The sequence below is a fragment of the Sulfitobacter sp. W027 genome (genome assembly GCF_025143985.1).
Taxonomy (GTDB): Bacteria; Pseudomonadota; Alphaproteobacteria; order Rhodobacterales; family Rhodobacteraceae; genus Sulfitobacter.
Genome location: NZ_CP083567.1, coordinates 224,753 through 237,739, shown reverse-complemented (window position 1 = coordinate 237,739; position 12,987 = coordinate 224,753). Strand labels below are relative to the sequence as shown.

The 12,987-nt window shown below is 53.8% G+C and carries 10 protein-coding genes and 2 pseudogenes; 10 read left to right on the top strand and 2 right to left on the bottom strand.

Translation table 11 applies throughout. The features are described 5' to 3' along the window. Positions 1 to 72: 72 nt before the first annotated feature. The 4 genes from K3759_RS19650 (at position 73) to K3759_RS19635 (ending at position 5,314) form a co-directional block, all read left to right on the top strand. Positions 73 to 1,476: a hypothetical protein gene (locus K3759_RS19650; RefSeq protein WP_259986334.1), complete on the top strand. Its 1,404-nt coding sequence runs from the start codon at positions 73 to 75 to the stop codon at positions 1,474 to 1,476. Positions 1,477 to 1,905: 429 nt separating this feature from the next. Further along, complete coding sequence (locus tag K3759_RS19645) at positions 1,906 to 2,379, top strand: hypothetical protein (protein ID WP_259986333.1); 474 nt, start codon at positions 1,906 to 1,908, stop codon at positions 2,377 to 2,379. A gap of 87 nt (positions 2,380 to 2,466) precedes the next feature. Further along, positions 2,467 to 3,024, top strand: a complete 558-nt coding sequence (locus K3759_RS19640) for a hypothetical protein (protein WP_259986332.1) — start codon at positions 2,467 to 2,469, stop codon at positions 3,022 to 3,024. Positions 3,025 to 3,037: 13 nt separating this feature from the next. After that, a complete protein-coding gene (locus K3759_RS19635) occupies positions 3,038 to 5,314 on the top strand; it encodes an AAA family ATPase (RefSeq protein WP_259986331.1) in 2,277 nt (758 codons plus the stop codon). A gap of 209 nt (positions 5,315 to 5,523) precedes the next feature. Here the strand turns inward: K3759_RS19635 and K3759_RS19630 are convergent, their stop codons facing one another. Next, complete coding sequence (locus tag K3759_RS19630; RefSeq protein WP_259986330.1) at positions 5,524 to 6,099, bottom strand: hypothetical protein; 576 nt, start codon at positions 6,097 to 6,099, stop codon at positions 5,524 to 5,526. Between the two features lie 446 nt (positions 6,100 to 6,545). On the opposite strand from K3759_RS19630, the gene K3759_RS19625 reads away from it, so the two are divergent. The 3 genes from K3759_RS19625 to K3759_RS19615 all read left to right on the top strand — a co-directional run bounded on the left by K3759_RS19625 (position 6,546) and on the right by K3759_RS19615 (position 9,458). Beyond that, entirely contained in the window at positions 6,546 to 7,139 is a 594-nt protein-coding gene (locus tag K3759_RS19625) for a GNAT family N-acetyltransferase (RefSeq protein ID WP_259986329.1), read from the top strand. Positions 7,140 to 7,650: 511 nt separating this feature from the next. Continuing rightward, positions 7,651 to 8,759, top strand: a protein-coding gene (locus K3759_RS19620) for an IS3 family transposase (RefSeq protein WP_259985890.1) whose coding sequence is annotated in 2 segments (ribosomal slippage) — positions 7,651 to 7,900 and positions 7,900 to 8,759 — 1,110 coding nt in all. Because the reading frame shifts where the segments join, the coding sequence is not laid out codon by codon here. A gap of 243 nt (positions 8,760 to 9,002) precedes the next feature. Next, entirely contained in the window at positions 9,003 to 9,458 is a 456-nt protein-coding gene (locus K3759_RS19615) for a PRC-barrel domain-containing protein (protein WP_259986328.1), read from the top strand. Positions 9,459 to 9,665: 207 nt separating this feature from the next. Here K3759_RS19615 and K3759_RS19610 read toward each other — a convergent pair whose 3' ends face one another. Then, positions 9,666 to 9,812 (bottom strand): hypothetical protein, encoded by a 147-nt coding sequence (locus K3759_RS19610; protein WP_259986326.1) that lies wholly within the window; start codon positions 9,810 to 9,812, stop codon positions 9,666 to 9,668. Positions 9,813 to 10,171: 359 nt separating this feature from the next. Between K3759_RS19610 and K3759_RS19605 the strand changes: the two genes are divergently transcribed. The 3 genes and pseudogenes from K3759_RS19605 to K3759_RS20325 all read left to right on the top strand — a co-directional run. Then, entirely contained in the window at positions 10,172 to 11,977 is a 1,806-nt protein-coding gene (locus K3759_RS19605; protein ID WP_259986324.1) for a PAS domain S-box protein, read from the top strand. Between the two features lie 269 nt (positions 11,978 to 12,246). Then, a pseudogene (locus tag K3759_RS20330) lies at positions 12,247 to 12,567 on the top strand (GAF domain-containing protein); the annotation flags it as partial. Positions 12,568 to 12,752: 185 nt separating this feature from the next. After that, positions 12,753 to 12,980, top strand: a pseudogene (locus tag K3759_RS20325) (PAS domain-containing protein); the annotation flags it as partial. Positions 12,981 to 12,987 lie beyond the last annotated feature (7 nt).

The following is a 12,987-nucleotide window of genomic DNA, read 5'->3' as shown; positions in this document are numbered from 1 at the left end:
TTCGATTAAGGGAATAGAGTGGTCTGATCCGCGAATAAGGGATGCAACCTTAGACCGTTCAGAGGTCTTGTCATGACTGAACAGCTCCCTCTAGGTTCTTCTTATGACAACCTTCACAAACGGACCGCCGCGGCCGATCAATTGCTTGATGGGGCTATGGCGGTCGAGGCCTTTTTCGCCAACAGTTTGATTGCCTATACCCATGCCCGCGAGGCCGACCTGCTCTATACGCCGGAAGCTTTGGTCGCGTCGGGCACCTGGCAGAAATATGAACAGCGCGTGGCAGCCCTCGCCCGCTCCAACCGGAATAATGATCCCTTTGAAGCTTTTTTGAAGAAAGACCGCACCCAGGGATGGGCAAGCGTCAATACACGGCAAGCCAGCAGATCCGCTCTTGTTCGCATGGCCGGGCAAGTGATTGCTGAGCACGCGCCCGTCTTTTGGAAAGAGGTCCTCACGCTTACGAAGGCGGGACCCGCCCGCTCATCATTGATTAAGCAGATCAACGGAACGGTCGATGCGGAAGCCATGGCACGGATGAGGGCGGCGGGCGAAACACTCAGCGAAGCAGAGCGCAATCGATTGGCGGAGGCAGTAGCCTTTCTAGTCGCTATGCCCCCCGACCCAGAGCACCGCGCGCTACGCAGCAGGCAGCCCAAAGAAGACGCAAATCCGAAGAAAAAGCCAGCACCTGGAATCGTCGCCCTGCGGGCGCTTAACCGGCATGAAAACAATAAGCGCAAAAAGCACCCGACTTACTGTTGGCGTGACCATTTCTGGAAAACGGCTCTGACAGATGACTATGTTAGTGCACAGCGCTACGCGATCATCGCGACCTTGATGCTGACCGGCTGTCGACCTGTTGAACTTTCGGACAGGCTTGGGGTTACCGTTGAGCTCGGAGGGGCGAATGGCGAAAGCACTCTGACATTCGCGATCAAGGGCGCCAAGACGGCTCGGGAACTGGCGCCGGAGATAGAAGGAAAGGGACAAGCACTACGTAGCATCGAGATGATCTGCCAGAGCCCGGAGGCGATCTGGCTGCGAGACCATATTGCGCGGTCTGGCAGCGCGCGTCTGCAGATCAGCGAGAAGACAACTCCCCGTTCACCTTCCGGGATTTGGCTCTCAGTTGCAGAACAGGAGCGTCGGCTGACCGTAAGTCTTGGTAAGCTGATGACGAGACTCGGCGCGCGCGCTTTTCCAAAGCAAAGGAAAAATGTGACGCCGTATGTTTTCCGACATGCGCTCGCAGCAGACATGAAGTCGGATGAAAGCATTTCGGATGAAACCATCGCTGCGTGTCTCGGCCAACAAAGTACGCGCACGCTGAGGCATTACGGTGGATCAAATGGTGGTCGCAAACTGCGATCCGTCCGAAGTCAGCAAATTATCCGGGTGATCGCAAGCTGTCCCATCCGCCGGCAGAAGCAGGGCCTCTTTTATGATCGCCGACCGGATCTGGGAGCGAATTAAAAGAAGACTGACCCCAAGGAAAAGGCTTACATCTTGCTTGCTTACCTCTGCGCTCCAGCTCTTCAATCAGGATTTGGGTGCGCGGAGGATCGCGCTAACTAATTTCATATTTCTTGGTAATCATATTTTTATTTCATATTTTCGTTGTTCTCGATCCAGTCTTTTATCATTCGCCTGATCATTTCGGGCCGTGTCGGCAAATCGTCCTCTTCTTTCCGAAAGGCGTCTATTTTTTTTATGATATCGTTATGAAGCCTGAGCATAATTCCACTGGAATCGACAGGAGGGCGGCCTTTTTTAACCATTTTGCAATAGTTCCTATAACTCAGGGTTGACTAATTGATATAATGGTATCATAATAAGGCAAGCGAGACAAGGGGTGCAACCCTCGCCTCGCTTTAAACACAACGATCTAAACAGGAGATCATTATGCCTAAAGACTATTTTAACGATCCGATTAAGCGAGCAACAGGCCAAAGTTTTGCGGCCTCCCCACAATCTCTGATGTTCGAGCGCTTGGTCAGCAACTTGCAGTCGACGCTCGATGAGGAAGTCTTTTTTGACGATTCAGACTGGGCGGATGGATTCGATTGGCGCAGCGAGGCGGAGGCGGTCTGGGCAGGCTTGGCAGAAGATGCCACCCTGCTGGCGACCTTCCGAACGCGCAGGCCGGCTGATCGTCTGCTGTGTCGCGCCGCGGGCGTAATCCACCGTGCCATTCGCGCCGGATCGCCAGGCGAGCTTGAGGCGGCACGCATTAAACTCGCAAAAACCATGCAGAAACCTGCGGAGCCTCGCATTCATTTTATGCTTGAGGAAGCCGGACTTTGTTTGGAGCAGATGGCCGACCGTGCAAAAGCGGAAGGGTGCGAACCCGATCTCGGCCTTCCGCCCGAGGCATAAGCCTTCACCCTTCTCAAATTTAAGTTCCTGACCGGTGCCGCGGCGGCGGCCGGTTGGATGATCTATTGCAATTTAAGGATGTATAAAATGACATATCAACCGACATTGGTTGGGTTTGAAGAGGTGTTCCGCGCCCCTTCAAGCGCAGCTCAACAAGACCTGCTTCAGTTTCCTAAAATCGATACAGAGACCCTGCGCTATCATGGCAAGCAGTTTGGCCGCGCAGGCGAGCTGCTCGTTGAAAGCGTCCTTCTAAGCCTCGGCCTGCAAAGTGTAAACGTTGCAGAGCATGCGCCTTTCGATTGCGTCGTATTCCTCACGCAAGGGGTCCTTCGTGTTCAGGTCAAAACAGCGATAAGACCGCGCGCGAACTGCTTCAATTTCAACATTTCTCATGGTTACCACCGCTCCCCGGGCGGCGTGCGCCGCTATGCGGAGAATGACTATGATCTACTGGCGCTCGTTTGCTTGTCAGAAAATGTGGTGAAATTTACCGCGGATCGCCGGCGGTCGCAGATCATTGGAATCGAGGAAATCGAGGGGCTGAGACGGAGGCCGGGGTCGAGTTTCGAGAGTGCGTTGGCAGATCTTGGGGTCGACCAGATGGCCCCAGCCCCCGTCGGCCCTGTGCCGTTTTGCTATTGAGGGGGCGCTGAATATGACCGAACTCTTGAACCAATCGCCACTTTTCCCGAGTGCATTTTCTGCTGACCTCGCGCGCTCCACCGTCGCTGCGCTGCGCGAGAGCGCTTTGTCTGAATGGAAATCGAATGCAGAGCGCCTTTATGAATATGGTGACGAGGAGGCTGACGGGGAAGCATCTATCGACCTGTTGCAGCCGCCTGTGCGCCAAGTTTTTGAAAATGATGTGAGGCGTAGCCCCAATGGTAATGAGGGGCCACCTGCGGCAGAAGCCATGACACTCGCTGAAATTGAGCAGTGTTTTGCAGACGGTGAAGACCCTTTTGCCTGTGCTGACATGGAGGTTTCGCCTCTTTGGCAGATCAAACCTCGTCCTGCCGCTGTTCTGGCGGCTATCTTGATGTGTGCCATGATCCAGGACGAACAGGCGCTGGCACAGGTTTTTCGACCGGGGGGCCTTACCTTAATCCTCTGTCCATCGGACAAGATGCGGTCACAGCTTGAAAGCAATGCTTCCGAAGTGCTGACGCATTGGCAAAGGAGGCCGCCCGGTCCGTCAAGCCAGCAGGCGGCCCATCATATCTATGATAGCGGATCAAGTATCGTGGCGGGAGATCAGAAGCGCTCGGTTCCGAAATTCCAGCAAGCGATCGATAAAAGCCTCATGCGTCATGTGCCCGTTCTGGCGATCTGCAGCGCGAAAAACCAGCTCTCGGCAGAGCAGGAAAGTCTCGTGCATCGAACCTTCCGCTGGCCTGGTATCTCTCCGACCGCCGTAATCGAGACACTTCGGTGCACACATAGTAACACCAATCGGCTCGCTGAAGACGAATTGCTGAAACGGCTTCCAGATGCTGAAGCACTTCGACGATTTGAGCCCCTACAGATTTGTGCGGCTTTCGAAGAAGCGACGACATTGCGGGTGGCGGATCGCCTGGCCGAAATTGCATCCGCACAGAGGGGAGGGCCATCGGTATCGCTCGAAGACGTACAAGGCATCGGGGGTGCCGCAAGACCTTTGCGGCAAATGTTGGCTGACCTGAACGAATGGCGCGAGGGCAGGACGACGTGGTCCGAAATGACACGGAGCGTGCTACTGTATGGTCCTACGGGCACGGGAAAAACGATGCTCGCGCATGCATTCGCTGGTTCTGCCGGGATTCCGACTATCTCAACATCTTATTCGGATTGCCAGCGACACGGGCATCAGGGCGATATGCTTGCGGCCCTTTCAGCCGCTTTCGAGCAGGCTGCTCAGCAAGCGCCTGCGGTTCTGTTTATCGATGAAATCGATAGCTTTTCGAACCGTTCAGAAAAATCAAGCTCGCACGAGTATCTACGTGGCATCGTGAATGGATTGTTGGAACAAATCCATCGTGCAGCAGAGGTGGAGGGTCTGATCCTGATAGGTGCGACCAACCATCTCGACATCGTGGATCCGGCAGTCATCCGTAGTGGGCGGTTCGATGTAAAGCTGGAGATCCCGCTGCCAAGCCGCGCAGGACTTCTGGCAATTCTCGCTGCAAAATTGAAGGTCGAGGATGGCTCTGATTTGAATCTGGGCTCAATTGCAGACCGCCTCCTCGGCGAGCCCGGGGCCACCGCGGAAGCAATCGCGCGTGATGCGCTTGGGAGAGCGCGCACGGATCGGGTGGCATTGGCGCAACGACACCTAGAAGCGGCCGTAGGCGCAATCGCGCGCCCTCTTGATCCTGGGCTGCTGCACCGTATTGCGGTGCACGAAGCAGGACACCTTCTCGCGGCTCTATTGTCGCCCCTACCGACTCCCGTGAGGGCCTGGGTGACCGCTCTAGGTGGCCATGTCGAGCTCGCCTACCTGCCCATGTTCACTCCCACGCTGGCGGAGGCAAAACTCAGGATGTGTCTCGCGGGCTGCGCCGCCGAGGCATTGGTGCTGGACGAGATGAGCAATGGCGCAGGTATCGGGCCGACCAGCGACCTCGCGCAAGCGACGATACTTGCAGCTCAAATGGAACTCAGTTGGTCGTTTGGTGATGCGGGGCTGGCTTGGCAGGATGCAAGCCAATTGAACTTCCAAATGCTACCAATCAGGGCGCAGCGTCGGATTGAGGCGCATTTGCAAGCGGCAGACGCAGCAGTACGTACCTTACTCAGGGATAACCTCAATACGCTCAAAGCTATCGCAGCTGAGCTCATCCACAAACGAGAGCTGACCCAGTCGGATTTGGAGAAGCTTTCTAAACGCTTGTGCTCTGGATCAATGCATGAGGGCGCGAGGGCGCCGTCGGAATACCATTTTACCGGTTCATGACCGCGTCCGATACCTATTGGCTGGCAGGAACCCGTTGGGGTTCTGCCAGCCGCCAGTCCGCGAGATCACTCCACTCATCGGCAGATACTTGGGAACACCGCCGGAGAGGCCGGTTCAGGGCATCGAATGGATCGGTTTAGGGCCGATGCTCTGTTGGGGCGGGTGGGCAGGTCCATCATGCCATCGGACCTTCCGATCGGAGGCCCATTCTAGCCTCTGAAACCACGTGTTGCATGCCTGATTATATCCTTATGAGCCGCGGGTTGGACGGTGATTTCCCTGAACTCTCGTTGGTTCACGTAGCAAAAATCGCGCTCTGCGTGCACGAGGCGCCAGCCATCACTCACCCGCCGCATAACAACATAGGTCGTGATGCTTCTGCCGATCTGTGAATGTGGGGACCTTTTGCCGCCAGGGCGAAAGTGCACAATCCCACCGGGTCGGTTCTTGACCCTGATTCCACGCGCCTCAAACAGGTCCTCACACTCATGAGCCAGGTTGATGAGCCTTTCAGCGCATATGGTATGGGCCCGTGCTCTACCGTTTGCCAGCGCAAGCGCGGCGGCCAATCCAGAGCTGATTGACAGCTTGAGCTCAAATTTTTCGAACTTCTTCTGTTGCAAATTTGACTGGAGGTTCGCGACATGATTGGGTTGCCCATTTTCTAGCCCGCGTTCGGATGCTTGGGTGGATCTTAGTTCGTCCTCTAGCTCTTCAATTTCATAATGAAGCTTAAGTAATTGGTCTTCGATTTTCCGGCTCGTGATAATTGGGTAGATCGTCATATAAAATTTCTCCATAAAAAGGGTTATATTTGAAAATCCATGCTGAATAAATTCTTGGCTGCTGGTCTTTTCACAAACTGATATACATAAGAATGTTTAAAGAGTGATGAAAACGCCCGGAACAATACACTGGGGCTTTGAATTATATCAATTTTAGTTAGCGGTATGGCAATTTCAGGAGTGCCATAATGCATACTGCCCACGAAGGATCAGAAAATAGGTACTGTGCGTGGAGTGGATCGATTTACCATATGCTTCTGTCGCCAAACCGGCTGGAAACATTTGCCGCAGGGGCGGTTGATAGCTCAGTAGATGCTATGTTCTTCAAGGCTATCATTCGAGCTACAGTTCGCCCTCCGCGATCAAAAGAACTGGTAGCCAATCTACCGCAGCAGGCTATCTAAAACGTCTAAGCAAAAAACCTGAATGATGAAAAAGCGAAAGGAATGGCAGGGGCGATGGCCACACCGGAAACTGCTGAGAGCCTCAAAACCGAGGTTAACAGGCTGAATCGCGAACTCCGTGCTTTTGTCGCTGTCGCGCTGCAGCACGGGCTACGCGATTATTGTGCAACTCGGCACCCGGAGTTGACTGCGGAGCTTGAGAAATACTACGCGCATTCACAACTCCGCGCGCGCCAGAAATACGATCGAGTCCTCACCAGGATCCGCGAGGTTTCCGGATTACAGGGTGCCGCGGGTGATACCGCAGAGCGAACTTATTACCGCAATGAACAGGACAATGTGGCCTATATCGAGCACGCGTTGAAAAATAAACGGTTCGTCCTCGGTGGAATTTGGGTCGCGCCTCAGTATCGCGGCAAGGGAGTAGCCCACAAAATTCTGCGAGTCTTAGTTGAGGCCGTTGATGAAACTGATCTGAGTATTGAGCTTTATCACGAGCCGTTTGGCGAAGAAGGTTTAGGCGTGAATATGTTAGAGGCCTTTTATAATCGACACGGGTTTACCAGGCACGATGCAGCGCCAGGCGGCATGGTCCGCTTTCCGCGGTCTCCGCTTGATCTCTATACTGACAAGTGAGTCTGCGCTCGCGTCAAAGCGCCGTCTAATCTACCCATATTTTTTAGGGGAAGAGGACGGCGAATTGTAAGGGTGGTACGGTAGCGGTAGTAGCCGAGAAACAGTCCCGGAATGCATGAGGTGTCTCGATCCGACCGCGCGTATAGCGTTTCCAGAAGATCGCACCTTATCCGTATTGGTCCCTTTGAGCCCGAAGCCTTGCCTTTAATCGGCTCGACCAAGCCCATCAAAAGGTGCAGTCACGGTGATTTTACAGTCGGGCTCTGCTGCCTACATGCGTGAGCACTTTCGATCCGCTCTCTAGCAATATAACCGGGCATGACAACTTCCTGTCGGTGCCCGGCTCCGCATCGCGCAATCAGAAACTCAGGTCCGATCTAAGCCCGCGCAGCTGTCATGTTGTTCCCCGGGTGGGTAACGATTTGCTTTTCGTTTTTTAACCCCGGTGACCTGCTCCCCTGAAATGTCCTCGATTTGAGGTTAGCCTGTTCTCCAATTGAGGAGATAAAAGATGAAGAGAAGCCGTTTCAGCGAAGAACAGATTATTGGCATCCTGAAGGAGCACCAGGCAGGGCTCGGCGCGAAGGAGCTGTGCCGGAAGCACGGCATCAGCGATGGGACCTTCTATAAATGGCGCTCGAAGTATGGCGGCATGGAAGTGTCTGAGGCCAGGCGGTTGAAAGCGCTTGAGGCCGAGAACGCCAAGCTGAAGAAGATGCTGGCGGAACATATGCTCGACGTCGCCACGCTAAAGGAAATGCTGGGAAAAAACTTCTGAAGCCCGGTGCAAGGCGGAGAGCTGTGGACTGGGCCATGACAGAGAAGAACTACAACCAGCGGCGAGCCTGTGCCTTGGTCGGGATTGATCCGCGCGTCTATCGCCGACGATCAACCAGGTCAGGGGACGCCGAGCTGCGGGAAAGGCTGAAAGAACTGTCCGGGGAGCGAAGGCGGTTCGGCTATCGAAGGCTGCACCTCTTGCTCGGGCGCGAGGGCTGGCATGTGAACTGGAAGAAACTCTACCGGATTTACCGCGAAGAGGGGCTGACAGTGCGCAAGCGTGGCGGTCGAAAGCGTGCCATCGGTACACGGGCGCCGATGGCGATACCGCAAGGGCCGAACCAGCGTTGGTCTCTGGACTTCGTCTCGGACAGCCTCTCGGACGGCCGCCGCTTCCGCGTGCTCTGCGTTATCGACGACTTCAGCAGAGAATGCCTGGCAACAGTCGTGGACACCTCCCTGTCGGGGCAGCGCGTTAGCCGCGAGCTCGATAACATCGCCCAGGTGCGTGGCTATCCATGCATGGTGGTCAGCGACAATGGAACGGAGCTGACATCGAACGCCATCCTGAAATGGCAGGAGGAACGGAAGGTCGAGTGGCACTACATCGCTCCAGGAAAGCCCATGCAGAACGGCTTCGTCGAAAGTTTCAATGGCCGTCTGCGCGACGAGTGCCTCAACGAGCATTTGTTCGCCAACTTGCGCCACGCCTGGGATCTGATCTCTGCTTGGCGCGAGGACTACAATCACCATCGCCCACACACGAGCCTCGACGGGCTCACCCCGTGGGAGTATCACCAAAGGTCAGTAGAGGACCAAACCCTGAACAGAGCGAACTAAAGAACGCGGACTCTAAGGGGAGCAGGTCACTTACACTTTTGTGCATTTATGGCGCCGCCGTTGCGATCCAGGCGTTCTCTTGAGAGACCTTAGGTCGGATAACGGGACTGCGGCTATCGTTTCTCAGATCCAGCAAACGAATGCAGAGCATAGGCCTAACCCAAGATCGAATTTGTCTTTTTAGGAACGATCCGCCGCGGCATCTGTTGAATCTTCAGAAACTAACGAAAGAGGAGACATGCTATGAAAATGCTTACAGCAAGCACACTCGCACTGACACTCGCAGGCACAGCAGCTTTCGCTGAGGCTCATATGACCGATTACTCCAAGATCGACAGCGCGGCCATGAATGAGATGCGTGGTGACCTGATCCGCACGCGCGACATCACCGGCGGTGAAATTTACACGATTGGTGAAGCTGACGACGAATGGAATGTGGGAAACCAATATGATGCGATCGATTCCGGTTGGAACGAGATCGGCGAGATCGAAGACATCGTTCTTTCCAAAGATGGCCAAATGGTCGGCATTGTAGCCGAAGTTGGCGGCTTTCTGGACATTGGCGACAAACACGTCATGATCTCGGTCCCAGATGTGAATCTCGTGGCTGTTGACGATAAGACCTACGCTTACGTGACGCGTCTGAATGAAGAAGAACTTGAGGCGCTGCCAAGCGTTGATGAAGGTTTCTGGGACTAACCCAAACTTAGGGCGCAGCCCCTACCGCCAAGACACCCCGGCAGTCTTTTCTCATGCCGGGGTATTTTTTAGCCCATTGCAGTTGAAACCTTCCGCGGCGCTTCAAGCACAAACTTCTGTCGTTCAAATCGAAAATGCGAAGTACGAGGGCGGCCCACTTCCCGAAGGTCAGAGCGCCAACGCCATTGTTCTTCAAGTTCCTTTTGATCAAACCGGCAGCAGTCCCGGGATCATCGACGGCTGGCGCGGGCCGATGTCGCGCAGCGCGATCCGCGCGTTTGAGGCTGAGGGGCGCTTGAAGTAGATGGCCGCATGGATCGCGCCGTTTAGGATGCCCTTGAAGGCCACAACCACGGGGCCGTGCTTCAGGAATATAAAATCACTGGTCGCTCCGCGGTATCAAATGGACGCATCTGAAGATCGGGTCGAGGTCCGCAAGGAAACCGGGCGTGTCGCTATCTTCGAAAGAGGCAGGCCAGATGATCGCGAATTATCCTGCCACGGTCGGACCAAACCAGGATTAGCAGAGCCTGCTGTGGTTGCCAGCCAACACCTTCCCTCTATGAGGTTCCTGATGGTTGATAGCGCTCCTGCCCAAAGCAAAGGTTGCGGGCAGCTAGTTAGCTGCTAACCTAGCTATCGATCTTTCATGAAATAGTTGTCCATTGAAAATTGAACCCATAGTGCAAGTATACCGCCCAGAGGCGAACTTAATGTTTCAATCGATTATTGAAAATAGCCCCTTTGGTGTATGGGTCGTTGATGAGAGGGGCAGCGTTGTATTCCGCAATAAGAGCGCCGAGAACCTGTTGCCAAGCGACGTAGTTGACGGCATCGGTTCCCACATTTCGGAATTACTGCCCGCGTTGTCTGTCATTGAGGGAAATCTATGCATCAAATCTCTTGGAATTGGTGAGCTTGAGAACATTATAGCCCTTCCTAAGGGAGAAGAGAGTAGGCGCTTTTGTGAGGTTATCCTCAGCAAATTTGAAGATGCAGAGGGACGGAAATATAACATCGTTAACCTGAACGAAGTGACAAGCCGCGTTCAGGCCTGGCAGGCTCTTAGAGATCAAGAAGAACGCTGGAACCTCGCCTTGGAAGGGAGCCAGATCGGCGTATTTGAATCAGACCTTCGGACAGGTACGGGAGTGGCGTCAGATGCTTGGTTTCAGCTGCTTGGTATATGCGAATCTGATGGGCGAAATTCGGATGATGAATGGCGCGCACGAATCCACCCTGATGACCGAACAACAGTAGAAGCGCTTGATGCGGAATGCATCGAAGGTCGCATCGAAAAATCCGAGGCGAAGTTTCGCATGAGGGTTGGTGACGACTCGTGGCGCTGGATGCGCTCTATTCTGAGGGTGACCGAGCGAGACGATGAAGGACGGGCTGTTAGACTTCTCGGCACGATGATTGATATCACGCCGCTAGAGAGCGCTTTGGAGCTTGCAAAAGCCCGGAAAGTTGGACTGGAGATGTTGCTGGCCAATGCCCCCGTGGCAATGGCGGTCCTCGCCCTCGACGGCACATTTTTGCTGCTCAACGACTCATGCTATTCGCTCTTTGGCTATCCGCGCGGTCAGCTCGAACAGAAAAAGTTTTGGAAGCTCTCGAATACAGAGACGCTTAAGAATGTTCGAGACGAAGTCGAGAGACTGCTTGCCTCTGAAATTAAGGCATCTCGTATCGAGCAAAGATATACGAAACCCGGCGGTGAGGTGATCGATATCGCAATCAGACTTTCTGTAGTGCAACGTCCGGTCAGAACGGAGACCCGTCTTATCATTCAGATGGTCGATATCACTGAAAAGAAGCGATTGGAGGCGCTTAAAGACGATTTCGTCGCCACCGTAAGTCATGAACTTCGAACGCCTCTTGCATCGATACATGGCGCTTTGAGGCTACTGACGGGCGCAATTGGAGATGGGGCTTCTGAGCAGGTGAAAAAGCTGCTCGACTTGGCTGGCAGAAATAGTGTGCGGCTCGGTGAGGTAGTCAAAGACTTGCTTGATTTCCAAAAGCTCACAGCAGGTCACTTTGCAGTTGAGATGGCGCGGGTCGAAGTGGTTGAACTTGTCGAACAGACGATCTTGGATAACGAACCGTTTTCAGAGAAGTTTCAAGTGAGCGTAGTACTGGATGGGGCCAATCCACCTGTTTACATCAACGCCGATGCGCAGCGTTTGAAGCAAGTGATCACAAACCTTCTTTCCAACGCTTCAAAGTTTTCCACGGCTGGAGGAACAGTCGATGTATGCATAGAGGTCTCCGGTTCCAGTTGCAAAGTTTCGGTGAGCAATGATGGACCAGGAATTTCGCAAGAATTTGGAACGCGAATATTTCAGCCATTCTCGCAGCAAGCGGATCATTTGACGCGAAGCCGCGAGGGAACCGGGCTTGGTCTCGCGATCTCCAAAGAGTTGGTCGAAAGTATGGGCGGAGACATTGGATACGAGTCCACCCCGAACATACGGACTACTTTCTGGGTTCGTTTACCTATTTTTAACGAATGAATGGAGCAAGATGGATTTGAACAATGTCGAAGTTGAGCGGCACAATTTTCACAGGCGGTTCTGACGGTAACCTGACGTCGATTAAGCCGCTTCACAAAAAAGCCCAATTCTTTTGATCCATACGCGAGATCAAACGATCACCGAGGCTGAGAGAACGAGATACAAAGATTTTGGCTGACCGCTTTTCAAGTACAATTTTGAATTTCGATGATGCGCTTCGTGAGCTGTATTTTCTTGCCGTCGAACCGAATCTACGCCTCGAGGATAAGGTGGCCAAACTATTGACCTTGGGAACTGAGGCACTCGGTCTTGAACTGGGGATCGTTAACCGAGTCAATGATCCTGTCTACGAATGCATTTTTGTTCATGGGCCTGAGTGGGCCCCCAACCCCGGTACTATCTTCGATGTCAGTGGCACCTATTGTCTTCACACGCTTCATAACGACCATGTGACAGCCTTCCATCACGCCGGGCAACAAGAAATGTCGTCCCATCCTTGCTATCAAAATTTCCGAATGGAAAGTTATATTGGGGCGCCTCTAAAGCGCGGATCTGAATATTTTGGCGCATTGAATTTCTCAAGTCGCGTTGAGCGAGACGCTCCCTTTAGCGAGTCCCAAGTTGAATTTGTCGGATTTATGTCGCGCGGGCTCGGCAACGAGCTGAAACTGCAAACTGAGCGACGCGAGTTGCGCGAACAACGCGGCCTTTTCAGTGCCGTAATTGATGCTGTGCCTGACGCTATCATCCTGGTTGATCCCGATCGCCAGATACCTTGGCAAATCAGGCAGTCACAACGCTTTTCGGATACGAGCCGGCTCAGCTTCTGGGTCGACAAACGGCAGTCCTTTACGAAACACTTGAGGGATATGAGCGCGCAGGGGCAGAAAGATTTAATCCGCAAGCGACCAACAAGCAGGGCAAATTCGAGGTATCTTGCCGCCGATCTGACGGTTCGACATTCGAAGGCTTTGCCTCGACCGCCAAGGTTGAAACTGCCCGAGGGGAAC

Bases quoted from the DNA above. Each gene is read 5' to 3' on its own strand.
- K3759_RS19615 (WP_259986328.1), top strand. From the start codon at position 9,003: ATGAAAATGCTTACAGCAAGCACACTCGCACTGACACTCGCAGGCACA.
- K3759_RS19640 (WP_259986332.1), top strand. From the start codon at position 2,467: ATGACATATCAACCGACATTGGTTGGGTTTGAAGAGGTGTTCCGCGCC.
- K3759_RS19630 (WP_259986330.1), bottom strand. From the start codon at position 6,099: ATGACGATCTACCCAATTATCACGAGCCGGAAAATCGAAGACCAATTA.
- K3759_RS19650 (WP_259986334.1), top strand. From the start codon at position 73: ATGACTGAACAGCTCCCTCTAGGTTCTTCTTATGACAACCTTCACAAA.
- K3759_RS19605 (WP_259986324.1), top strand. From the start codon at position 10,172: ATGTTTCAATCGATTATTGAAAATAGCCCCTTTGGTGTATGGGTCGTT.
- K3759_RS19645 (WP_259986333.1), top strand. From the start codon at position 1,906: ATGCCTAAAGACTATTTTAACGATCCGATTAAGCGAGCAACAGGCCAA.
- K3759_RS19635 (WP_259986331.1), top strand. From the start codon at position 3,038: ATGACCGAACTCTTGAACCAATCGCCACTTTTCCCGAGTGCATTTTCT.
- K3759_RS19625 (WP_259986329.1), top strand. From the start codon at position 6,546: ATGGCAGGGGCGATGGCCACACCGGAAACTGCTGAGAGCCTCAAAACC.